Source organism: Streptomyces sp. NPDC051214 (assembly GCF_040682375.1).
In the GTDB taxonomy this organism is placed as follows: Bacteria; Actinomycetota; Actinomycetes; order Streptomycetales; family Streptomycetaceae; genus Streptomyces.
In genome coordinates, this window is record NZ_JBFBAT010000003.1 from 258784 (window position 1) to 282731 (window position 23948).

Consider the following 23948-nt stretch of genomic DNA (forward strand, 5'->3'; position numbering starts at 1 on the left):
AGGAGAAAAGAGATGACCCGATCACCGGTCGAGGACGTGTGGCCGCTGTCGCCGCTCCAGGAAGGACTGCTCTTCCACGCCGCCTTCGACGACCAGGGTCCGGACGTGTACACCGTGCAGTCCGCGCTCGACATCGACGGCCTGGTGGACGCGGGCCGGTTACGGGCATCGTGGGAGGCGCTCCTGGCCCGGCACGCCGCACTGCGCGCCTGTTTCCGGCAGGTGAGCGGCGCCCAGATGGTGCAGGTCATCGCACGCGAGGTGGCACTGCCCTGGCGTACGGAAGACGTGTCGCACCTCGACGGGCCCGAGAGGCCGGCAGCGCTGGAGCGCCTTGCGGAGAGCGAGCGCGCGGAGCCTTTCGACCTGGCAGCGCCCCCACTGCTGCGCCTCCTCCTGGTACGCGTCGGCGAAGAGCAGCACCGCCTGGTGATCACCAGCCACCACATCCTGATGGACGGCTGGTCGGCGCCGGTCCTCATCGGTGAACTCTCCGCCCTCTACGCGGCAGGCGGCGACGCCTCCCGCCTTCCCCGTACGACCTCCTACGGCGCGTACCTGAAGTGGCTCGGACGCCAGGACAGGGAAGCCGCTCAGGACGCCTGGCGGGCGGAGCTCGCGGGTTCCGACGAACCGACGCTGGTGGCACCGGCCGTCCCGGACCGGCTCCCCGTCTTCCCCGAGAACGTGAGCGAAGACCTCCCCGAGGAGGCCACGCGAGGTGTGGTGGAGCTGGCCCGCGCCAACGGCCTGACGGTGAACACCGTCGTGCAGGGCGCGTGGGCGATGGTCCTCGCGCGGCTCGCCGGACGCACGGACGTGGTGTTCGGCGCGACGGTGGCGGGGCGTCCCCCCGAGTTGCCGGGCGTGGAGTCGATGGTGGGGCTGCTCATCAACACACTGCCCGTGCGCGTACAACTGCACGGCGCACAACCGGTGATGGAGATGCTCCGGGCCTTGCAGGAGCGTCAGTCCGCCATGATGGCGCATCATCACCTCGGTCTCTCGCGGATCCAGAAGGCCGCGGGACCCGGAGCAGGCTTCGACACGCTCCTGGTGTTCGAAAGCTTCCCCCAGCCCCCCGCCTCCTCAGAGACGGCTGCAGTCGGCGAGAGCCTCTCGCTCAGGCCGGCGGGATTCACCCGCGAGGCCGCGCACTACCCGCTGACACTGGTGGTCGGACCCGGCGAACGCATGCACCTGAAGCTGGAGTACCGGCCGGACCTGTTCGACCGAGAGGTCGCCGTGGCGGCGCTCGCCTCCCTTGTGGGCGTCCTCGAGCAGGTGGCCGCCGATCCCGAGGCGGTGGTGGGAAGCGTCGGGGCGATGGCGCGCGCCGGACGTGCGGCGGCCGTCCGGCCTCCGCGCGAGGTGGTGCCGGAGCTGATCGCCGGACGCGTGGTGTCGTCACCGGGCGCGGTGGCCGTGCAGGGCGAACGGGAGTTGTCGTACGGGGAGTTGTGGGCGGAGTCCGGCCGCTGGGCCCAGTACTTGACCGGCACGGGGGTGCGGCGAGGCGACCGTGTCGCGGTGGTGATGGAACGCTCGCCGGACCTGGTGGCGCTGCTCCTGGGAATCTGGCGCGCGGGCGCCGCCTATGTGCCGGTGGACGCGGGCTGGCCGAGGGAGCGGGTGGCCTTCGTGCTGGCGGACGCGGCTCCGGTGCGCGTGGTGTGCGCCCCGGAGTGCCGGGACCTGGTGCCGGAGCGGGATGCCGCGCGTCTGGTGGTCCTGGACGACCCCCAGGTGCGCGCGTCACTGGCGGCGTGCGGAACCGACAAGCCGCCGGTCGTTCCCGTGGACGCGCGGGATGTGGCGTACGTGATGTACACGTCGGGTTCGACCGGCGCGCCCAAGGGTGTGGCGGTGCCGCACGGCAGTGTGGCGTCGCTGGTGGGGGAGCGGGAGTGGGGGGTCGGCCCGGCGGACGCGGTGTTGATGCATGCCCCGCATGCCTTTGACGCCTCGCTCTTCGAACTGTGGGTGCCGCTGGTCGCGGGCGCTCGCGTGGTGATCGCCGAGCCCGGCGTCGTCGACGCCCAACAGGTGCGCGAGCACGTGAAGGGCGGTGTCACGGCGGTGCACCTGACCGCCGGGTCGTTCCGGGTTCTCGCGGAGGAGTGGCCCGACTGTTTCGCCGGTTTGCGTGAGGTGCTGACCGGTGGGGATGTCGTCCCGGCCGGATCGGTGGCGCGCGTGCGTGAGGCCTGCCCGGACGTGAGCGTGCGGCACATGTACGGGCCGACGGAGACGACGCTGTGCGCGACCTGGCAGGTCGTGGAGCCGGGCGATGAGATGGACGCCGTACTCCCGATCGGACGCCCGCTGCCGCACCGTGAGGCATACGTCTTGGACGCGTTCCTCAAGCCACTGCCGCCGGGGGCGACCGGCGAACTCTACGTGGCGGGCGCCGGGTTGGCGCAGGGCTACTGGGGCAGCTCCGGCGCCACCGCCGAGCGTTTCGTGGCGTGCCCGTATGCGCCGGGTGAGCGGATGTATCGCACCGGCGACCTGGTGCGTGCGACCTTGTCCGGTGAGCTGCTCTTCGTCGGGCGCGCGGACGCCCAGGTGAAAATTCGGGGCTTCCGCGTGGAGTTGGGTGAGGTGGAGGCGGCCCTGGCCGCCCACCCGGACGTCGCTCAGGCCGTGGTCGTCGCCCGTGAGGACGGACCGGGCGAACGACGGCTTGTCGGCTACGTCGTACCGGAGGGGACGGCGGCCATCGACCCCCAGCATGTCCGCGCACACGCCGCCGAGACGCTGCCCGGCTACATGGTTCCGGCCGCCGTACTGGCCCTGGGTGCCCTGCCCGTGACCCGCAACGGCAAGGTCGACCGCAAGGCCCTGCCCGCCCCCGACTTCGCCGAACGCGTCTCCGGCGGCAAGCCCCGGACAGCCGCCGAGGAGACCCTGTGCCGCCTGTTCGCCGAGGTGCTCGACCTGGAACGGGTCGGCCCCGACGACAGCTTCTTCGACCTGGGCGGCGACTCGGGGCTCGCGATGCGCCTCGCGGGACGGGTCCGCGAGGAGTTCGACGCCGAGCTCGGCATCCGGCAGTTCTTCGGCTCTCCGACACCGGTGGGGGTGGCCCGGCTGCTCGCCACGAAAGCACGCCCCGTACTCCAGCCGGTCGAACAGCGCGACGAAGTCCCTGTCACAGCAGGCCAGTTGCGCGCCTGGCTCATGTCCCGGCTCGACGACGAGGCAGCAACCGACCGCATCCCGGTGGCGCTGCGGCTCAGCGGCGAGCTCCACCAAGAGGCGCTGCGCGCCGCCCTCGGCGATGTGGCCGCGCGGCACGAGATCCTGCGCACCACGTTCGACGGCGCACGCGGGGGCGCCCTGCGGCAGCGCGTGCTCGACGCCGCCACTTCCCGCCCGGCGCCGGCCGTGGTGCGGACGACCGAGGCGGAGCTGCCGGAGCTGATCACCACCTGGGCGGGGCACGCGTTCGACCTGGGCCAGGAGGTGCCGTGGACGCAGACGCTGTTCCGCCTCTCGGACGACGAACACGTGCTGCTCCTGGTGGTGCACCGGATCGCCGCCGACGAGGCATCGCTGGACGTCCTGGTCCGTGACCTGGCGACCGCGTACGGCGCGCGCCGCGAGGGCCGGGTGCCGGAACGGGCGCCCCTGCCCCTCCAGTTCGCCGACTACGCGCTCTGGGAGCGGCAGCTCCTCCAGGGCGAGCAGGAACCGGAGAGCCTGGTCAACGATCAACTCGCGTACTGGAAAGACACCTTGGCGGACATCGACGTCGAGATCGAACTGCCCGCCGACCGCAAGCGGCCGTCCCTCGCCTCGCACCGGGCGGGAACCGTCCCGCTGGGCCTGGACGTCGAGGCGCACGGCCGTATCGCCGACCTCGCCGAGGACGACGGGACGACCACGTTCATGGTGGTGCAGGCGGCCCTCGTGATGCTGCTCGCCCGGCTCGGCGCGGGCACCGACGTCACGATCGGCACGCGGATACCGCGACGGGACGAGTCCGGTCTCGAGACGCTGGTGGGGCCCTTCGCCGGGGCCCTCGCCCTGCGTACGGACGTGTCGGGCGACCCCACCTTCCGCGAGTTGCTCGGCCGGGTCCTCGCGGCGAACCAGGAGGCGCACGAACACCGGGACGTGCCGTTCGAACGCCTCGTGGACGCCCTGGAGCTGCCGCCCTCACTCGCGCGCCACCCGGTGTTCCAGGTGCTCCTGGAGGTCGACGACAGCGTCGCCGAACCGTGGGACCCCTGGGAGCTGCCGGGCCTGCGTACCGTACGCCTGGATGCGGGAGCGAACGCCACCGAGCTCGACCTGGAGTTCAGCCTCACCGAACGGTACGAACCCGACGGCGACCTCGGCGGCATCCAGGGCCGACTCCGCTACGCCACCGAGCTGTTCGACCACGCGACGGCGCAGACGCTCGCGCGGCGGTTCGTGCGCGTGCTCGACCAGGTGACGGCCGACCCGGAGCGGCGCCTGAGCGCGGTGGACGTGCTGCTGGACGCCGACGAGGCCCGTCGCCTCACGGCGGGCGTGACCGGCACGGCGGCTGGGCGCCCGACGCGCTCCGTGGTGGAGACGCTGGCCGAGCAGACGGCACGTACACCCCACGCGGTCGCCGTCACGGACACCGATGGCTCGCTGACGTACGAGGCGTTGGACGCCGCGGCGGAACGGCTCGCGCGGCGGCTGACCGCGCGCGGAGCAGGCCCGGAAGACGTGATCGTGGTGGCCCGGCCGCCCGGCAACGCGTCGGTCGTCGCGCTGCTCGGGGTGCTGAAATCCGGCGCGGCGGCCTCCGTCGTCGAAGCACTCGAAGATCCCGCCCGCCCGTCGGTGGGTGAGGGTCTCGCGGCCGGAAAGATGCTGGTCTGCTCGGCGGCGTTCGCCGCGTCGCTGCCCGCTGACACCGCGGTTCCGGTCGTGGTGCTCGATGCCGGGACCGACGCGGCACCAGCGCAAAGCGGAGCCCCTCGGGCCCTCCCCGGGCACTCGGCGCTCGTCGTCGAAGGCTCCGTCGTGGAACACCGCACGCTCGCCTCCCACACAGCGCACCGCCTGCATGCCTCCCCGGCGTTGGGAGCGGCACCGCTGCTGGATGCCAGGGCACCGTTCGCGGCGCTCGTGACGCCGCTGCTCGCGGCGCTCTGTGCGGGAGGGAGCGTGCGGCTCGGCCTGCCCGGCCAGGAACCGGAAGCGGGGGGACCCGGAACCTTGGTGGTCACGACCCCCGAGTTCTTCGCCTCCGAGCCGAACACCCTGGTCGTGGACGTGGCGGGCGAGCCGCGGGCCCTGGACCAGGTGCGCGACCAGCGGGAGCGGCACCCCTCGCAGTCGCCGGCGTGCGGATACGGAGTGCCCGAGACCGCGGGGGTCTGGCTGGAACACCGGCCGGCGTCCAGGACGACCGGCGCGTGGGAGCCCCGCACCGGCGACCCGGCGGCGGACACCCGGGCTCTCGTGCTCGACGAACGCCTGCGCCCGGTGCCGCCGGGCGTCACGGGTGACCTCTACCTGGCCGGCACCACACTGGCCCGCGGCTATGCGGGCGACCCGCGACGCACGGGCGAACGGTTCGTCGCGTGCCCCTTCGGCTCCGCGGGCGAGCGCATGTTCCGTACCGGGGAACGGGCGAAGCGGACGAACGCGGGCCACATCGCCGTACAGCCCGAGGACCGGGGGCGGGCACGCGGAGCCGGTGTGGGACGGCGGCTGGGCAGGAAGCGCGGTGACTTGAACGTCCTGCTGCCCCTGCGCCTGGAAGGCAGCCGGCCCCCGTTGTTCTGCCTGCACACCGGCATGGGCCTGAGCTGGACCTACGCCGCTCTCCTGCCGCACCTTCCGCAGGATCTTCCGGTGTACGGCGTCCAGGCGCGCGGTATCGCGCGATCCGAGCAACTGCCGGGCAGCGTCGAGGAGATGGCGGCCGACTACGCGGAGGAGATCCGCACGGTGCAGCCCGTCGGCCCCTACCACCTCCTCGGGTGGTCCATCGGCGGGACCATCGCCCAGGCCGTCGCCGCGCGCCTGGAGGAACTGGGCGAGGAAGTGGCGCTCCTGGCGCTGCTCGACGCCTATCCCGGCAGTGGCGCGGCGAAGTCGCGGTTCCGTGGCGAGGAGGGGCAGGAGTCCGAGGGGTACGGCGTGCTGCGGCAGGGGGAGGGGCAGGCGCAGGGCGGCGACGTGGCCTCCCTCTACCGTTCGTCCGGCATGAGCGAGCAGGCCCTCGCCAACCTGGAGACGGTCGTCCGCAACATGTCGGGTTTCGTGCCGGACCACACGCCCCGCCCCTCCCGCGGCGACCTGACGCTCTTCGTGGCGGCCGCCGACCGGAGCGAGGACCGGCCCGTGGCGGAGGCCGTCGCGAGCTGGCGGCCCTACATCGAGGGCGCCATCGAATCGCACGAAGTGCCCGTCGGCCATTACGACATGCTCAAACCCGAGGCCCTCTCGCGCATTACACGCGTGGTCGCGCGAAAACTCGACGCCACGGGAAAGACCACGGAGAAGAACACGGAAAAGAATACCGATCAGAGCGCAGCAAGCACCGCAGCCGAAAAGGAGACCGAACGATGACCAACCCCTTTGACAACGAAGACGGCACCTTCCTGGTTCTCGTCAACGACGAGGGACAGCATTCCCTGTGGCCCGCGTTCGCCGAGGTCCCCGAAGGCTGGACCACCGTGCACGGCGAGGGCACCCGGCAGGAATGCCTCACGTACATCGAGGAGAACTGGACGGACATGCGCCCCAAGAGCCTCGTGGCGGACATGAGCAGGAACGAGACGGCGGTTCCGTAGATGGACACGGAGTCGCTGGTGACCGTGGCGCTCGGCGATGTGGCCGTCATCCTCATCGCCTCCCGCCTCCTCGGAGCGCTGGCCCGCCGCTGCGGCCAGCCGGTGGTCATCGGCCAGATCGTCGCCGGTATCGCCCTGGGCCCGACGCTCCTCGGCCGCCTGCCCGGAGATCCGACCTCGCGGCTCTTCCCGTCCGAGGTGCTGCCGTTCCTGACCGTCCTTTCGCAGATCGCCATCGTCATCTTCATGTTCGTCGTGGGGTACGAGATGGACTGGCGGCAGCTGCGCCAAGGAGGCAGAGCGGCGGCCACCGTGGCGCTGTGCGCGTTCCTGGTCCCGGCGGCTCTGGGCGTGGGCTCGGTGGGTCTTTTCCACGGGGCGTTCGACGCGGTCCAGCCGGGGCGCGCGGACGGCAGGGCGTTCTGGCTGTTCATGGCCGTGGCGGTCTCCGTCACCGCGCTGCCCGTGCTGGCGGCGATCGTCCGTGAGCGGGGGCTCGCGGGCACCCCCGAGGGCACCGTGGCCACCACCGCGGCCGCCCTCATGGACGTGGTCGCGTGGCTGGTCCTGGCTGCCGCGCTGGCCGGCACCGGGCACGCCACGGGGCGGTCGTGGCAGCTGACGCTGCTGCTGATCTCCCTGTTCGTGGCCGCCTTGTTCCTGGCGGTGCGACCGGCGCTCGGGTGGTGGCTGCGGCGCTCGGGGGCGGCGTCCGCCAACCAGCTCACGATCGCGCTCGGCCTCGCCCTGGGCAGCGCCTGGGTGACCGCGGAGCTCGGCCTGCACCCCGTGTTCGGCGGGCTGCTCGCCGGCCTCACGATGCCCCGCACGGGCGGTGTGCCGGACGCCGATGTGCTGCGTCCGCTGGAGCAGACCTCCGATCTGCTGCTCCCGCTGTTCTTCGTGACGACAGGGCTGTCGTTCAACCTGGGCGCGCTGGACGGGGACGCCGGCCTCCTGCTGCTGTTGATCCTCGCCGTGGCGGTCCTCGGCAAGCTCGGCCCCGCGTACGCGGCATCCCGCGTCAGCGGTCTGGACACCTACCGGTCGGCGACCGTGGCCGCGCTGGTGAACACCCGTGGGCTCACGGAACTGATCGTCCTGAACGTCGCTCTGGACGCGGGCATCATCGGTCCCGCACTTTTCACCGTTCTCGTGCTGGTGGCTCTGGTCACCACCTTCATGACAGGTCCTCTGCTGTCCCTGACACAGCGCAGGCAGCAGCGGAAAACTCCGCGCGGTACGGAAAAGAAGGCTGTTCCCGCATTGACGGATGGACAGCCTTGACGCCCGGGACGGGCGATTTCAGACTCGTTTGAGCATCAGAAATATCTGGGGCAGTGGGATTCTCCGGGCGGGTGCCGTGGCATTCGGTTCTCCGTCCGGGGAAAGGGGAGAGGGATGACCTTGCCGGATTCCGAGCAATTCGACGTGGTGGTGGTCGGCGGAGGGCCCGCCGGGTCGACACTGGCCGCATTGGTGGCCCTGCAGGGCCGGCGCGTCCTGGTCCTGGAGAAGGAGTTCTTCCCGCGCCACCAGATCGGGGAGTCCCTGCTGCCGTCCACCGTGCACGGTGTGTGCAGGCTGACCGGCGTCGCGGACGAACTGGCCAGGGCGGGCTTCCCGCGCAAGCGCGGCGGCACGTTCAGGTGGGGGTTCAACCCGGACCCCTGGACCTTCTCCTTCTCCGTCTCCCCGCGCATGAGCGGGCCGACGTCGTTCGCCTACCAGGTGGAGCGCTCCAAGTTCGACGACATCCTGCTCAAGCACGCCCGCACCGTGGGCGCCGAGGTGCGCGAAGGCTGCGCGGTCCTCGACGTCATCGCGGACGACGAGCGGGTCAGGGGCGTCACGTACACCGACGCGGACGGCAACGAACGCCGGGCCCTTGCCACCTTCGTCGTGGACGCGTCGGGCAACAAGAGCCGCGTGTACCAGCGGGTGGGCGGCAAGCGCGAGTACTCGGAGTTCTTCCGCAGCCTCGCCCTGTTCGGCTACTTCGAAGGCGGCAAGCGGCTCCCCGAGCCGAACTCCGGCAACATCCTGTCCGTCGCGTTCCCCAGCGGCTGGTTCTGGTACATCCCCCTCAGCGACACCCTGACCAGCGTCGGCGCCGTGGTGCGGCGTGAGATGGCCGAGAAGATCCGGGGCGACCAGGAGAAGGCGTTCATGGCGCTCGTCGAGGAGTGCCCCCTGATCGGCGAGTACCTCGCGGACGCCAAGCGGGTCACCACCGGGCAGTACGGTCAGTTCCGCGTCCGCAAGGACTACTCGTACCACCAGACGACCTTCTCCCGCCCCGGCCTCGTCCTCATCGGCGACGCGGCCTGCTTCGTCGACCCGGTGTTCTCGTCGGGCGTCCATCTGGCGACGTACAGCGCGTTGCTCGCGGCCCGCTCCATCAACAGCGTCCTGTCCGGGCGCGTCGACGAGGACGCGGCGTTGCAGGAGTTCGAGGCCCGCTACCGGCGCGAGTACGGCGTGTTCTACGAATTCCTGCTGTCCTTCTACGACATGCACCACGACGAGGACTCCTATTTCTGGCAGGCCAAGAAGGTCACCAGGGCCGAGCGGCCCGAACTCCAGTCGTTCGTCGAGCTCATCGGCGGTGTCTCCTCCGGCGAGCGCGTCCTGACCGACGCCGAGATCCTCGCCAAGCGCTTCTCGTCGGGCTCCGCGGAGTTCGCCGCCGCGGTCGACGAACTCGCCGACAGCGCGGACGGAAGCATGGTGCCACTGTTCAAGTCCTCGGTGGTGCGCGATGTCATGCAGGAGGGCGGCCAGGTCCAGATGAGGGCCATGCTCGGCGAGGACGCCGAAGCGGAGGCACCCCTGTTCAGCGGCGGCCTGGTGCCGTCACCCGACGGCATGTTCTGGCAGCGGCCCGCGCCCGCGTCCGGCCCGTCCGCGTAGACAGCAGCCGAACAGACAGAAGGAGGTCCGCGCATGGCGCGGCCGTCAGAGCTCTCCATGCACAACCGCAGGGACCGTCTTGACCCGCTGCCCGAGCTGGGTGAACTCAGTGCGAGGGCCCCGCTGTCCGAGGTCGAACTCGGCGAAGGGCCCGGCTCGTCCACGGGCTGGCTCGTCACGGGCCACGACGAGGTGCGCGCGGTCCTCGGGGACGCGGAGCGGTTCAGCACGGCCCCGCCCGCGGGCGGCAGCCGGCCGGTCCAGGCGGGCAACCTCATCCAGTACGACCCGCCCGACCACTCCCGGCTCCGGCTGCTGCTCACGCCGGAGTTCACGGTCCGCCGGATGCGGGACCTGGAACCCGCCGTCGAGGCCGTCGTGGCGGACTGCCTGGACTCCATGGAGAAGGCGGGGCAGCCCGCCGACTTCATGCGGCACGTCGCCTGGCCCGTCCCGGGGCTCGTCATGTGCGAGCTGTTCGGCGTGGCACGCGACGACCGGGCCGAGCTCGCCCGGCTGCTCAAGGTCAGCAGGCCCGCCTTCCGCGGCCGGCGACTCCAGATGACCGCGGGCGCCGCCTATCTGGCGTACGTCGACCAACTCGTGGCCCGCAACCGGCGTGCACCCGGCGACGACCTGCTCGGCAGGCTGGTGCGCCGGCACGGCGACGACATCGACGACGACGAACTGGTCGGCCTCACCGCGTTCGTCATGGGTTCGGGCGTCGAGAACATGGCCAGCATGCTGGGCCTCGGCATCCTCGCGCTGCTCGAACACCCCGATCAGATCGCCCTGTTGCGCCGGTGCCCGCATCTGATCGACCAGGCCGTGGAGGAGTTCATCCGCTACCTGTCGATCATCCCGACGGCATCACCGCGGACCGCCCGCGAGGACGTGCCCCTGGCGGGCGAGGTCATCAAGGCCGGTGACCAGGTGGCCTGTTCACTGTTCGCGGCCAACCGCGTACGGCCGCCCGGCGCGCCGCCGGACACCCTCGACATCACCCGTGAGGCCACCGCCCACGTGGGACTCGGCCACGGCATCCACTACTGCATCGGGGCCTCGCTGGTGCGGATGGAACTCAAGAGCGCCTACCTGGCGGTGCTGCGCCGCTTTCCCGCGCTGCGCTCCGCCGTGCCGCCGCAGGAGATCCGCTTCCGGACGCAGGCGCCGTACGGCGTGGAGACACTGCCCGTCACCTGGTAGGGGAGCGATGACACCGACGACCGAGCCCGGCCCCGTCCACGTCCGCCGTGAACGCTTCGGCCCGGGAGAAGACCTGCGGCGGCTGTCCGCGGCACGCGCCGTCACCCGGATCGACGTGGGGCCGGGGACCGACGGCATGGCCGTCTGGCTCGTCACCGGCCACGCGGAGGTACGCCAAGTTCTCGCGGACCACCGGAGGTTCACCACCCGGCGCCGCATCGGGTCGCGCGTACCGTCCGGGCGTGCCGAGGGACCGCGGCCCGACGAGCTGATCGGGCAGCTCATGGACTACGACCCGCCCGAACACACCCGGCTGCGGCAGATCCTCACACCCGAGTTCACCCTGCGCCGGATGCGCAGGATCGAGCCGGGCATCACCGGCATCGTCACCGAACACCTCGACGCCATGGAACGCGCGGGACCGCCCGCCGAGCTGGTCGCGGCCTTCGCCTCGCCCGTCCCCGGCGCCGCCCTGTGCGAGCTGATCGGAGTGCCCCGCGACGACCGCGGCGACTTCCTGCGCCGCTGCCACGCCTTCCTCGCGCCGGGCCGGGGCCGGCAGCGGCGGGCGGCGGCCGGAGAGCTGCTCTCGCGGTACGTCGCCGCGATGGTGGCCCGGCAGCGCACCGACCCCGACGAGGGCTTCCTCGGCATGCTGATCCGCGACCAGGGCGACCACGTCACGGACAAGGAACTGCGGGGCGTCTGCGTCCTGTTGGTGCTCGCGGGCCTCGACAACATCTCCGGCATGCTGGGCCTCGGCACCCTGCTGCTGCTCGGCCACCCCGACCAGCTCGCCGCCGTGCGCGACGACCCGGCGGCGGTGGACGGCGCCGTCGAGGAGCTGCTGCGCCACCTGACCGTGCCGCACGCCCCGACACCCCGTACCGCGCTGGAGGACGTCACCGTCGGAGGCCAGCTCATCAGGGCGGGCGAACACGTCCTGTGCTCGCTGCCGATGGCCAACCGGGACCCCGCGCTGCTCGCCGAGCCGGACCGTTTCGACATCACACGCGAGCCGGGGGCCCATGTCGCCTTCGGCCACGGCATCCACCACTGCCTTGGGGCGGCACTGGCCCGCATGGAACTGCGTATCGCCTACCCGGCGCTGCTGCGGCGCTTCCCCGGCCTGCGCCTCGCCGTGCCGCAGGACGAGGTGCCGTTCCGCACGCACGCGCTCGCCCACGGGGTGGAGCGGCTCCCGGTCACCTGGTGACCCCACCTTTCCCGTCGAGCCAGAACGCGGAGGACGAGCACATGGACGTACGGGTCGACCGCCACCGATGCGCGGGTTCCGGGCTCTGCATGGCCCAGGTCCCCGCGGTCTTCGACCAGTCGGACGAGGACGGCAAGGTCCTGCTGAACGTGCCGGCCCCGGGCCCCGAGTTATTGGCCGCCGTGCGCGCGGCGGCCGCACGGTGCCCGTCCGGTGCGATCACGCTGCTCGAACACGACACCGCGGGCCACTGACACTCACGTAACCCCGCTCGACCGGTCTAGGGGATGCGCACCGTACGCAGCTCCCGCGCCGCCTCGACACCGGGGCAGCCCGCGAGCCCGCGCGCGTCGCGCAGTTCGGCGGCCAGCAGGTCGAGGACCTGCCGGACCGGTCTATGGGATGCGCACCGTACTCGGCTCCCGCGGCGCCTCGACACCGGGGCAGCCCGCGAGCCCGCGCGCGTCGCGCAGCTCGTCGGCCAGCAGGTCGAGGACCTGCCCGACCGGTCTACGGGATGCGCACCGTACGCAGCTCCCGCGCCGCCTCGACACCAGGGCAGCCCGCGAGCCCGAGCGCGTCGCGCAGCTCATCGGCCAGCAGGTCGAGGACGTGGCGGACGCCCGCCTCTCCGCCCGCGGCGAGCCCCCACACCGGTGGCCGCCCCACCAGCACTCCGTCGGCCCCCGACGCCAGCGCCTTGAGCACGTCCGTGCCGCTGCGGACGCCGCCGTCCACCATGACCTCGCAGGCACCGCCGACGGCCGCCACCACCTCGGGCAGGGCGTCGATGCCGGGCAGCGCGCCGTCGAGCTGCCGGCCGCCGTGGTTCGACACCACGACGGCGTCGGCGCCGACACCGGCGGCCCGCACCGCGTCCTCGGGTGCGAGGACGCCCTTCACGACCAGCGGGATACGGATGGCGGCGCGCAGTTCCTCCACGCACTGCCAGGTCACCGCGGGCGAGAACGCCTCCGCCGTGTGCGCGGCCACGGCCGATCCCCCCGCCGCCGAGCGATGCGCCGCCGAGGCCGCACCGCCGTCGAGATGCGCCGCCCGCACATCGCCGGGCAGCGTGAAACCGTTGCGCACGTCCCGCGGGCGGCGGCCCATCCAGGGCACGTCGACGGTGAGCATCAACGCCTCGCAGCCCGCGTCCTCGGCCCGGCGCGCCAGGTCCAGGGAGCGCTGCCGCTCACGGAGCCAGTAGAGCTGGAACCACACCGTGCCGCCGACCGCCGTCACCTCCTCGACGGGGACGCTGCTCAGCGTGGCCACCGTGAACGGCACCCCCGCCGCCTTCGCCGCCCGCGCGGTCGCCAACTCGCCCTCGGGATGCAGCAGTCGGTGGTACGCGACCGGGGCGACGGCCACCGGCATCCGCACCGGACGTCCGAGAAGCGTCGCGTCCGTGGCGCAACCCGACACGTCCCTGAGCACCCGGGGTGCGACGAAGACACGGTCGAACGCCTCCCGGTTCGCGGCGAGGGACCGCTCCCGGCCGCTGCCGCCCGCGACGAAATCCCACACCTCGGGTGGCAGGGCCGCGGCCGCGGCCCTCTCGGCGTCGCCCAGATCGCGCACCGCGGGCTCAGCGCGCCACACGCTGCCCGGTCCGTTCCAGCTCCACGGCCTCGTACAGCGCCTTGATGTTGGAGCTGCCGAAGGTCTGGGCGCCCTGGCGTTCGATGACCTCGTAGAAGATCGTGCCCCTCGGATGGGCCGACGCGGTGAAGATCTGGAACAGCTGGCCGTCGTGGTCCTCGTCGACGAGGAGATTCGTCGCGCGCAGTTCGCCCAGCGTGTGGGACTTGAGCCCGATCCGCTCGGCGAGCAGTTCGTAGTACGTGGACGGGGTCCGCAGGAATGCGACACCGCGCGCGGACAGCGTGCGCACGGAGCGGACGGCGTCCTTGCTGGAGAAAGCGAGATGCTGGACCCCGGCGCCGTGGTGGCTCTTGAGGAATTCGTCGATCTGACCGGGCTGCGCCAGCGGATCGGGCTCTATCAGCGTCAGCGTCACCGCGCCGGTCGCGCTCTGCACGACCTTGGAGTCCATCGCCTGGGCGCCGACGACGATGTGCTCCTTGAAGACCTCACGGAACCCCAGGGCCCGCTCATAGAAGCGGGCCGTCGCATCGAGGTCGCCGGCGTTCAGGCACACCGCGATGTGGTCGATGTCGATGAGCCCCACCTCGCTGGTGCGCGCCTCGCGCGAGCCGAGCGCGGGAACGAAGCCGGGCGGCAGGCCGGGGCCCTCCCCCGGGGAGCGCTCGACCAGCGTGTGCACCACGTCGCCGAAACCGGCGACGGCGGCCGTCACCGCGGGGCCCTCGCCCGCGTGCCGGGTCGGCTGCCGCAGGGGACGCGCGCCGCCCGCCACCGCGGCGGCGAAGGCCGCGGACACATCGGCCGTGCGCAGGGCGATGTCGGCCACGCCGTCGCCGTGCGTGGTCACGTACGTGGTGGCGGGGTGCCGTCCGGCTGTGGCCTCGGTGAGCACGAGGGTCATGCGTCCCTGGCGCAGGGCGATGCTGCGGTGCTCGGCGGATCCGCCGGTGCCCACGACCGTGAAGGCGTACTTGTCGACCCAGGCGAATGCCGCGGCCTCCAGGCCGTCGACGTACATCTCGACATAGTCGATCGCGAGATCCGAGTGGTGACCGTTCGGTGCCGTTGCGGGTAAATCCGTCATCGTAGTCCTCGTGGGAAGAAGAATGCGGATTCTTGCTCTCGCGCCGGTTCACGGAATGCCGGAACAGCAGAAAGCGCGAGGCAGAATTGTCTTTGCGCACCTATGCTACGACTGACTTCTTTGTGTCCGCACCTGTCAAGCCATTGCTGTGGATCTGTTGTCAGGAGACGCTGAAGTGATGGAAATCCTGCAAACTGAAATCGCCGTCGCGGAGTTGAACGCGGCCACCCTGCACGCGTCGTTGTCCGATGTGTCGATGGAGTCCATGAACCTCCTCAACCAGGTCGCCGACACCTATCCGGACGCGATCTCGTTCGCGGCGGGACGCCCGTACGAGGGCTTCTACGACGTGGCGCAGATCCACGAACACCTCCGGGTCTTCTGCGACCACCTGCGGACCCGGCTCGGTCTGAGCGAGGCGCAGACCGCCCGCACGCTGTTCCAGTACGGCGCGACGAAGGGCATCATCGGCGACCTCGTCGCGCGCAACCTCGCCGTGGACGAGGGCATCGACGCCGACCCCGCCTCCGTCGTCGTCACGGTCGGCTGCCAGGAGGCGATGTTCCTGCTGCTGCGGGCGCTGCGCGCCAACAGCCACGACGCCGTGCTCGCGCCCAGCCCCACCTATGTCGGCCTGACGGGGGCCGCGTTGCTCGCCGACATGCCCGTGCTTCCCGTGCGCACCGCGGCCCACGGCATGGACCTCGACGACCTGGTGGTACAACTGCGCCGGGCACGCGCCGAGGGAAAGCGGGTCCGTGCCTGTTACGTGACGCCCGACTTCGCCAACCCGGTGGGCGTCAGTCTGCCGCTCGCCGACCGGCTCCGGCTCCTGGACATCGCCGCCGACGAGGACATCCTCCTCCTCGAGGACAACGCGTACGGCCTGCTGAACAGCGCCGCCGACCGGCCGCCCACCCTGAAGTCGCTCGACCGCCGTCAACGCGTCGTCTACCTGGGCTCGTTCGCCAAGACCGCGATGCCGGGCGCCCGCGTCGGCTACGTGGTCGCCGACCAGCGGGTGACCGGCGGCAGCGCAGAGGGCGTACTGCTCGCCGATGAGCTGTCGAAGCTCAAGAGCATGCTCACCGTGAACACCTCCCCGATCGCCCAGGCCGTGATCGGCGGCAAGCTCCTCGCCCACGACTGCAGCCTGGTCGCCGCCAACCGGCAGGAGACGGAGGTCTACCGCCGCAACCTGAGCCAGGTCCTCGACGGTCTCGACCAGCGCCTCGGGGCCTTGCCCGACGTCACCTGGAATGTGCCGACCGGCGGGTTCTTCATCGTGGTCACCGTGCCGTTCACCGTCGACGACAGCCTCCTGGAGTACGCGGCGCGCCGCCACGGCGTGCTGTTCACGCCCATGCACCACTTCTACGGAGCCTCGGCCGGGTTCCGGCAACTGCGCCTCTCCATCAGTACGTTGACGCACGACCGGATCGAGAGAGGTCTCGACGGGCTCGCCGCGCTGATCCGCGAGCGCCTGGACGGTGAGGTCACATGACGATCCGGACCCTGGCCGTCATCGGCACCGGACTGATCGGCACCTCCGTGGCCCTCGCGGCCCGCGCGCACGGCGTGAGCGTCTACCTTTCCGACCGCGACGAGTCCGCCGTCCGCGCGGCGGCGGTCCTGGGCGCCGGACGGCCGCAGCTCCCGCGGGACCCCGTGGATCTGGCCGTCCTCGCGGTACCGCCCAGCCAGATCGCCCCGGTCCTGTCCGAACTCCAGGCGCGAGGGCTCGCGTCGAGCTACACCGACGTGGCGAGCGTCAAGGCGCTCGCCGAGCGGGAGATCCTGGACACCGCCCCCGACCCGTCCCGCTACATCGGCGGCCACCCCCTGGCCGGACGTGAACGGTCGGGCCCGCTCGCCGCCCGCGCGGAGCTGTTCCGCGACCGGCCCTGGGTGCTCACCCCGACCCGCCTCACCTCCCGCGCCGCCTTCGGCCGCGCCCTCGACCTCATCGCGCTGTGCGGCGCCGTGCCGCGCGTGATGCGGGCCCGCGCCCACGACGACGCGGTGGCGCTCACCTCGCACGCGCCGCACCTGGTGGCCAGCCTGATGGCGGCCCGCCTGCGGGAAGGCCCGGTGGACGCCGCCCGCCTCGCGGGGCAGGGGCTGCGCGACACCACCCGGATCGCCCGCGGTGACTCCCGGCTGTGGAGCGACATCGTCGAGTCCAACGCGGCGGCGGTCGCCGACATCCTCACCCGGCTCCAGGAGGACCTCTCCAGCGTCGTCGCCGCCCTGTACGACCTCGCCGACCGCGAGCGGGGGCGGGAGCTGTCCGGCAAGAGCAGGCACACCCTGGTGGACCTCCTCGACCGCGGGGCCGCCGGCGTGGGGGAGCTGGACGAGCCGCGCCCTGGACAGCCCGTGCCGTGCCCTCCGCGGTGAAGTCCGCGTCACCGCAGGTGAGTTGGGGTGCCTCACCGGCGCCCGTGGCCGGGTGCCGGTGAGGCTGTACGGACGGTGTCGTTTGTATCCGCCGTGTGACCGGCGCCCGCGTAGAACTTGGCCCCATGTCCACCACACACAAGCGAACCGCACAGACACTGCTCGCGGCGTCGGCGCTTGTCGCCGGCGTCTTCCTCACCGGCTGCTCCGGTGACTCGTCGGCCGCCTCTTCGGACGACCCGAAAAAGCCGGACGCCTCGCCCACCAGCCCCTTCGACCAGGCCCTGGCCTTCTCCCAGTGCATGCGCGACAACGGCGTGTCCGGGTTCCCCGACCCGCAGAAGGACGCGGGCGGCGGCATCGCGCTCACACCGGGCGGCGACGTCGACCCCAACTCGGCGGAGTTCCAGTCCGCCACCGAGGCCTGCCGCGACAAGATGCCCCAGGGCGGCCAGCTCGGCGGGGGCGGAGGCGGCGGCGAACCGCTGGACTCGGCGAAGGTCGCGGCCTGGGCGAAGTGCATGCGCGAGAACGGCCTGCCCAAGCTGCCCGACCCCGAGATCAACGGCGGCAACATGGCCCTCGACTTCGGCGCCAGCGGCATCGACCCCGGCAGCGACGCGTTCCAGAAGGCCAGGATCGCCTGCCAGGACAAGTGGCCAGGCGGCGGCCTCACCGGCTCCGGCGGCGGCGCCTGATGACCGCGCCCGACGAGACCCGTGAGCGGCAACGGGACGATCAGGCAGGGGAGTGCGAGGAGACCGAGGAGTCGGCCCAGGGCTCAGGCAACGGCTCCGGCGCCCTGGAGCTGCACGCGCCGGGTGAGGTGTCCGAGCGGACCCCGAACGCCGTCGATGCTCTGGAGGAGACGGCTGCGCCGGAGGCCGCCCCCGACGCAGGCGACGGCGGCGAGGCGACCACGCCCCCGGCGGCGCACGGCCGCAGGCGCCGCCCCCTGCGGATGTCGCTGATCGTCGTCGCGGCGATCGCCGTGGTCGCCGCGGCGGGCGCCGCCACCACCGGCGTCCTCGGGGACGACGGCTCCGGATCGGCGGGCGACGCCCCCTCCGCGCCGCCGAAGACCGCCGAGGTGCAGCGGACCACGCTGACCCGCACGGAGAGTGTCGACGGGAACCTCGGCTACGGCGACGCGACGGCCGTACAGGCCCCCGCCGCCACCAAAGCGGGCGCCGGGATCATCACCTGGGTCCCGGGCGACGGCGACACCATCGAACGCGGCGGCACCGCCTACAAGGTCGCGGAGCAGAAGGTCCCGCTGCTCTACGGCTCCACCCCCTTCTACCGCCCCCTGGTGGCGGGCACCGAGGGCAGGGACGTCGAGATCCTGGAGAAGAACCTCTCCGCGCTCGGCTACACCGGCTTCACCGTCGACGAGACCTACGACGCGGGAACCGCCGAAGCCGTGCGGGACTGGCAGGACGACCTGGGCCGCGAGGAGACCGGCACCGTGCAGCCGTCCGACGCCGTGGTCGCCCCCGGCGCCCGGCGCGTCGCCGACGTGAAGGCCACGGCAGGCGCCCCGTCGAACGGGCCCGTCCTCACCTGGACCGGCACCGAACGCACCGTCACCGTCGACCTCGACGTGCAGTACGAGGACATGGTCGAGAAAGGCACCAAGGCCACGGTCACCCTTCCCGACGACACCACGGTCAAGGCCGAGGTGACCGACGTCGGCACCCCCACCACGCCGGCCCAGGCCGGCGGCTCCGAGGACGGGGGCGGCCAGTCCGGCGGCGACGACAAGCCCACGCTGCCCGTGGAGTTGAAGGTCGAGGACCAGAAGGGGCTCGGCCGCTACCAGGCGGCCGCCGTGGAGATCTCACTGAAGGCGGAGACGCGGAAGGACGTGCTCGTCGTCCCCGTCAACGCCCTGGTAGCGCAGCGCGGCGGCGGATACGCCGTGGAGGTCGTCGGAGCGGACGGAGAGGTGAAGCCGCGGCCGGTGAAGGTCGGCATGTTCGCCGACAGCATGGTCGAGGTGTCCGGGGCCGGCATCACCGACGGCACGGTCGTGGGGGTCCCCAAGTGACCACTGTGGCGCACCCGGTGGTCGAACTGGCGGGAGTCTCCAAGACGTACGGAGAGGTCGCGGCGCTCAAGGGCGCCGACCTCGTCATCCGGCGCGGCGAGTTGCTCGCCGTCGTCGGACCTTCCGGTTCGGGGAAGTCCACCATGCTCAACATCATGGGCACCCTCGACCGCCCCACCACCGGCACGGTGCACATCGACGGCCACGACGTGGCCAGGCTCAGCGACCGGGAGCTCTCCGCGCTGCGGGCCGGGACGATCGGCTTCGTCTTCCAGCAGTTCCATCTCGCCCCCGGCGTACCGGCGCTGGACAGCGTCGCGAACGGCCTGCTCTACAGCGGCAGGCCGCGGGGCGAGCGCCGCAGACTCGCCGAACGGGCCCTGCGCCGGGTCGGCCTCGGCCACCGTCTCTACCACGAGCCGCACCAGCTCTCCGGCGGCGAGAAGCAGCGCGTCGCCATCGCCCGTGCTGTCCTCGGCGATCCGCCGCTGCTCCTCGCCGACGAGCCGACGGGCGCTCTCGACTCCCGTTCCGGCGCGGTGGTGATCGAGCTCCTGCACGAACTGCACCGGGCCGGGACCACCGTCGTGGTCATCACCCATGACCGGGACATCGCGGGCTCCCTGCCGCGCGAGGTCCGGATCAAGGACGGCCGTATCGAGCAGGACGCCGCCGCCCTGCTGCCCGAGGAGGCCGTGCGATGAGCGTGACCAGGGAGCTGAGTACGCCGGGGGAGCGGGGCACGGCGCGTGAACTGCCCCGCCCCGCGCCGCCGCCGCGCCCCAAACCGGCCCGGATGGGACCGGCCGACGTGCTGCGGGTCGGCGGCTCCGGCCTGCGTTCGCGGCCCATGCGGGTCTTCCTCTCGGCGCTCGGCATCGCCATCGGCATCGCGGCGATGGTCGGCGTGGTGGGCATCTCCACCTCCAGCAGCGAAGACCTGAACCGGCGCCTGGCCGCGCTCGGCACGAACCTCCTGACCGTCTCCCCGGGTCAGTCCTTCGCCGGTGACGCGGCCCATCTGCCCGACTCCTCCGTCGACATGATCGGCAACATCAAGGATGTCGAGTCGGTGTCCGCCATCGGCAAGACCAGCGCCAAGGTCTACCGCAATGACCACATCAAGAAGGAGGAGACCGGCGGCCTCAACGTGTACGCGGCCCGTACGGACCTGCCGAAGACCGCGGGCGCGCAAGTCGTCGACGGACGCTGGCTGAACGCCGCCAACCAGCGTTACCCGGCCGTGGTGCTCGGCCCCAAGGCGGCCGAGCAGCTGGGCGTGTTCCGGGCGGGAGCCGACACGAAGGTGTGGCTCGGCGGCCAGTGGTTCACCGTCGTGGGCATCCTCGCGCCCAACGAACTCGTCCCCGACCTGGACTCGGCCGCGCTGGTCGGCTGGCCCGTCGCGGAGAAGGAACTGGACTTCGACGGCCACCCGACGACGGTCTACACACGGGCCGAGGAATCCGCCGTGGGCGACGTCCAGTCCGTGCTCGGCGCCACCGCCAACCCGGAGAACCCCAGCGAGGCCAACGTCTCGCGGCCCTCCGACGTCCTGGAGGCCAAGGAGGCCACCGACGACACCCTCAGCGGTCTGCTGCTGGGCCTGGGCGCGGTCGCCCTGCTGGTCGGCGGGGTCGGGGTCGCCAACACCATGGTCATCTCGGTCCTTGAACGCCGCTCGGAGATCGGCCTGCGCCGCTCGCTCGGCGCCACCCGCGGCCAGATCCGTACGCAGTTCCTGTGCGAGGCCCTGCTGCTGTCGGCCCTGGGCGGCCTGGGCGGGGTCCTGCTCGGCATCGCCGTCACCTCCGGCTACTCCACCTACCAGGGCTGGCCCTCGGTGGTGCCGGTCTGGGCGATGGCGGGCGGGGTCGGCGCGACCCTGGTCATCGGCGGGCTCGCCGGGTTCTATCCCGCGGTCCGCGCGGCCCGGCTGCCTCCCACGGAGGCACTGGCCACGACATGACTCCACAGAGGTGATCCCGTAAAACGTGCCCCACTGGACGCGGTGCCTTCGTCAGCCTAAATCCCCCGCGGGCGACGAGGGCATCGCTTTGTCCCCGGACGGCCCCCTTCCTCACCGGCCGCATTTTCGGCCGATCACCGGTCCGCGCTATTCCTGGACAGTGACTTTTCTGGACGGCCCTTTTCTCTCGTATTCTCGCCCCATGACTGAGCACTTAGGGAAAGCCGACGAAAGTGCCCTGTTCGACCTGCTCCAGGAGCAGCGCATCGGCACGCTCGTCACCCTCAAACGTGACGGCCGCCCGCAACTCTCCAACGTCGGTTACGCGTACGACCCCGACGAACGCGTCATCCGCCTCATGGTCACCGACAGCCGCGCCAAGACCCGCAACCTGCGCCGCGATCCGCGCGCGAGTTTCCTCGTCACCGACGGTGCCGGATTCTCCTACATGATCGCCGAGGGTGACGCCGAGCTGACGCCGGTCGTGAGCGACCCGCACGACGTGGTCGCCGACGAACTGGCCCTGGTCTTCAGGGGGTTCCAGGGAGAGCACCCGGACTGGGAGGGATTTCGCACCGCGATGGTCCGGGAGCGGCGCCTGGTGATCCGGCTGCACGTCAAGCACGTGTACGGCGCCGCGGGCAAACGCGTCCTCGCGGGCAGTGGCAGCGGTCCCAAGGTGGCCATCAAGGGACCCGGCAGCGAGCCGGTGGCCGGCGGCCCCGGCCTGCAGCTCGGCACGGACGGCCCGCCGCCTCACCTGCGGTAGAGCTCGGTCGCGAGCGCCACCGCGGCGTGCGTCATGGGGTGTGGATCGTGGCGGCGCCAGATGAGATGGACGGCGATCGGCTCGGTGTCGCGCAGCGGGCGGAACACGATGCCGTCGCGGCGGTACTGGTTGGCGGTGCTCTCCGGGGTGAGGCCGACGCAGCGGCCCGACGCGATGATCGCCAGCCAGTCGTCGATGTCCTGGGTGTACTCCACCGGGGGGCGGGCCTCTTCGGGCCACAACTCGGCGGTGGTCGTGCCGGTGCGCCGGTCGATGAGGAGCGTACGGTCCCGTATGTCGGCCAGCGGGACGGAGCGCCGCTTGGCCCACGGGTCGTCGCTGGCCAGGGCGCAGAAGCGGCGCTCGTGACCGACGACGGCGCTGGCGAAGCGTGACTCGTTGAAGGCGGTGCGCACCACGGAGAGGTCGCACAGTCCCTCGGCGAGGCCGCCGGTCGCGGAGTTCGTCCGGATCAGGGACAGCTCGACGTCGGGGTGTCCGGCGGCCCAGCGGCGCTGGAACTCCGCCGTGTGGCGGCCCATCGCCGACCAGGCGTGGCCGATGCGCAGCCGGGTGTGTCCGGTGGTCGCCTCCCGGATGAGGTCGTCGGCCTCCGCGAGCAGGTGCCGGGCCCGGGCGAGCACCTGAACTCCCGCGGTCGTGGGCGTGACGCTCCGGCTGGTGCGGTGCAGCAGGCGCACCCCGAGCACCTCTTCCAGAGCGCCGAGGGTGCGGGAGACGGCCGCCTGGGAGACGCCGAGCTCGGCGGCGGCATCGGTGAAGCCGCCGGTGTCGACGATGGCGACCAGGCAGCGCAGATGCCGCAGTTCCAGATCCATGTCCGCAGTGTAGGGACGGCCGGAGCACATGCATAACCAGAGCGTATGGATAACCAAAGCGTATGCATGATGCCTCGCATGCATTTTTCGTATGCGTGAGAGTGGCGCATCCTGCGGTGCATGGACACGTCTCAGAGCCAGGCCGCGCCCGCCGCCATGCCCGCTGTCGTCGACGGTGTCCCGGAGCGTGTGGGCGATCCTGCGAGCAGTCCCCGGGGGCGCCTCTCGGGCATGGCGATGATGTTCGGCAGTGGCCTGTCCAACCAAGTCGGCGCCGCGACCGGCGCGTTGGCGTTCGGTGTCATCGGTCCGGCCGGTGTCGTGGCCGTACGGCAGTGGGTCGCGGGCGCGGTCCTGCTGGCGGTGGGCAGGCCGAAGGTGCGCGCCTTCACCTGGCGCCAGTGGTGCCCGCTGCTGTGCCTGGCGGCGGTCTTCGCCACCATGAACCTCTCGCTCTACACCGCGATCGACCGCGTGGGCCTCGGTCTCGCGGTGACCCTGGAGTTCCTGGGCCCGCTGACGGTCGCGTTGGCCGCTTCCCGCCGTGCGGTGGACCTCGGGTGCGCGGTCGTGGCGGGCGCGGCGGTGGTCGCGCTGGCCCGCCCGCAGCCCAGCACGGACTACGTCGGCATCGGGCTCGGGCTGCTCGCCGCGGCCTGCTGGGCCTCGTACATCCTGCTCAACCGCACGGTCGGCGCCCGCCTCCCCGGCGTCGAGGGGTCGGCCACGGCGGCGGGGATCTCCGGGCTCCTCTACCTGCCGGTCGGCATCGTGGTGCTCGCCCATCACCCGCCGACGGCCGCGGCCCTGGCCTGCGCGGCCACCGCCGGAATCCTGTCCTCCGCAGTCCCGTTCCTCGCCGACCTGCTCGCCCTGCGCCGGGTCGACGCCCGCTTCTTCGGCATCTTCATGAGCGTCAACCCGGTCCTCGCGGCCCTGGTGGGCATGGCCGTCCTGGGGCAGTCCCTGGGGTGGGTGGAGTGGCTGGCGATCACGGCGATCGTGACGGCGAACGGGGTCAGTGTCCTGAAGCGGTCCTGAGGCCGTCCCACGCGAATGTAGCGCAGCTTAACAATCATTAAAAACTTGTTGCTTGTCCTTTC

At 71.8% G+C, this 23948-nt stretch carries 17 protein-coding genes and 1 pseudogene; 15 read left to right on the forward strand and 3 right to left on the reverse strand.

Annotated features, from left to right (window positions below; genetic code table 11):
* Positions 1-12 precede the first annotated feature (12 nt).
* The 7 genes from AB0M70_RS09125 to AB0M70_RS09155 all read left to right on the forward strand — a co-directional run bounded on the left by AB0M70_RS09125 (position 13) and on the right by AB0M70_RS09155 (position 12377).
* Positions 13-6564 (forward strand): amino acid adenylation domain-containing protein, encoded by a 6552-nt coding sequence (locus AB0M70_RS09125; protein WP_365817993.1) that lies wholly within the window; start codon positions 13-15, stop codon positions 6562-6564.
* Positions 6561-6788, forward strand: a complete 228-nt coding sequence (locus tag AB0M70_RS09130; RefSeq protein WP_365817995.1) for an MbtH family protein — start codon at positions 6561-6563, stop codon at positions 6786-6788. The genes AB0M70_RS09125 and AB0M70_RS09130 overlap by 4 nt, the downstream gene beginning before the upstream one ends.
* Entirely contained in the window at positions 6789-8075 is a 1287-nt protein-coding gene (locus tag AB0M70_RS09135; RefSeq protein ID WP_365817997.1) for a cation:proton antiporter, read from the forward strand.
* A gap of 114 nt (positions 8076-8189) precedes the next feature.
* Positions 8190-9701 carry a tryptophan 7-halogenase gene (locus AB0M70_RS09140; protein WP_365817999.1) on the forward strand — a complete coding sequence of 504 codons (1512 nt, stop codon included), beginning with the start codon at positions 8190-8192 and terminating at the stop codon, positions 9699-9701.
* A 33-nt stretch (positions 9702-9734) separates the two neighbouring features.
* Positions 9735-10907, forward strand: a complete 1173-nt coding sequence (locus AB0M70_RS09145; protein ID WP_365818001.1) for a cytochrome P450 — start codon at positions 9735-9737, stop codon at positions 10905-10907.
* A gap of 7 nt (positions 10908-10914) precedes the next feature.
* Positions 10915-12123: a cytochrome P450 gene (locus AB0M70_RS09150; protein WP_365818003.1), complete on the forward strand. Its 1209-nt coding sequence runs from the start codon at positions 10915-10917 to the stop codon at positions 12121-12123.
* A gap of 41 nt (positions 12124-12164) precedes the next feature.
* Complete coding sequence (locus AB0M70_RS09155) at positions 12165-12377, forward strand: ferredoxin (RefSeq protein WP_365818765.1); 213 nt, start codon at positions 12165-12167, stop codon at positions 12375-12377.
* A 256-nt stretch (positions 12378-12633) separates the two neighbouring features.
* On the opposite strand, the gene AB0M70_RS09160 is transcribed toward AB0M70_RS09155, so the two are convergent.
* On the reverse strand, positions 12634-13728 hold the full coding sequence (locus AB0M70_RS09160; RefSeq protein ID WP_365818005.1) for an alpha-hydroxy acid oxidase: 1095 nt from the start codon (positions 13726-13728) through the stop codon (positions 12634-12636).
* Entirely contained in the window at positions 13715-14818 is a 1104-nt protein-coding gene (hppD, locus tag AB0M70_RS09165) for a 4-hydroxyphenylpyruvate dioxygenase (protein WP_365818007.1), read from the reverse strand. Before hppD ends, AB0M70_RS09160 begins: the two co-directional genes overlap by 14 nt.
* 178 nt (positions 14819-14996) lie before the next feature.
* Between hppD and AB0M70_RS09170 the strand changes: the two genes are divergently transcribed.
* The 7 genes and pseudogenes from AB0M70_RS09170 to AB0M70_RS09200 form a co-directional block, all read left to right on the forward strand.
* Positions 14997-16322 carry a PLP-dependent aminotransferase family protein gene (locus AB0M70_RS09170; protein ID WP_365818009.1) on the forward strand — a complete coding sequence of 442 codons (1326 nt, stop codon included), beginning with the start codon at positions 14997-14999 and terminating at the stop codon, positions 16320-16322.
* Positions 16319-17218 carry a prephenate dehydrogenase gene (locus tag AB0M70_RS09175; protein ID WP_365818011.1) on the forward strand — a complete coding sequence of 300 codons (900 nt, stop codon included), beginning with the start codon at positions 16319-16321 and terminating at the stop codon, positions 17216-17218. The genes AB0M70_RS09170 and AB0M70_RS09175 overlap by 4 nt, the downstream gene beginning before the upstream one ends.
* 125 nt (positions 17219-17343) lie before the next feature.
* Complete coding sequence (locus AB0M70_RS09180; protein WP_365818013.1) at positions 17344-17916, forward strand: hypothetical protein; 573 nt, start codon at positions 17344-17346, stop codon at positions 17914-17916.
* Entirely contained in the window at positions 17916-19268 is a 1353-nt protein-coding gene (locus tag AB0M70_RS09185; RefSeq protein ID WP_365818015.1) for a peptidoglycan-binding protein, read from the forward strand. Before AB0M70_RS09180 ends, AB0M70_RS09185 begins: the two co-directional genes overlap by 1 nt.
* The gene (locus tag AB0M70_RS09190; protein ID WP_365818017.1) at positions 19265-19972 is read left to right on the forward strand and encodes an ABC transporter ATP-binding protein; all 708 of its coding nucleotides are present in this window, start codon (positions 19265-19267) and stop codon (positions 19970-19972) included. Before AB0M70_RS09185 ends, AB0M70_RS09190 begins: the two co-directional genes overlap by 4 nt.
* Before the next feature lie 92 nt (positions 19973-20064).
* A complete protein-coding gene (locus tag AB0M70_RS09195) occupies positions 20065-21237 on the forward strand; it encodes an ABC transporter permease (protein ID WP_365818767.1) in 1173 nt (390 codons plus the stop codon).
* Between the two features lie 202 nt (positions 21238-21439).
* Positions 21440-21871: pseudogene (locus tag AB0M70_RS09200) on the forward strand (PPOX class F420-dependent oxidoreductase); the annotation flags it as partial.
* 122 nt (positions 21872-21993) lie between these two features.
* Here the strand turns inward: AB0M70_RS09200 and AB0M70_RS09205 are convergent.
* A complete protein-coding gene (locus AB0M70_RS09205; RefSeq protein ID WP_365818019.1) occupies positions 21994-22845 on the reverse strand; it encodes a LysR family transcriptional regulator in 852 nt (283 codons plus the stop codon).
* A gap of 120 nt (positions 22846-22965) precedes the next feature.
* On the opposite strand from AB0M70_RS09205, the gene AB0M70_RS09210 reads away from it, so the two are divergent.
* Positions 22966-23886, forward strand: coding sequence for an EamA family transporter (locus AB0M70_RS09210; protein ID WP_365818021.1), 921 nt, complete (start codon positions 22966-22968; stop codon positions 23884-23886).
* Positions 23887-23948: the final 62 nt, after the last annotated feature.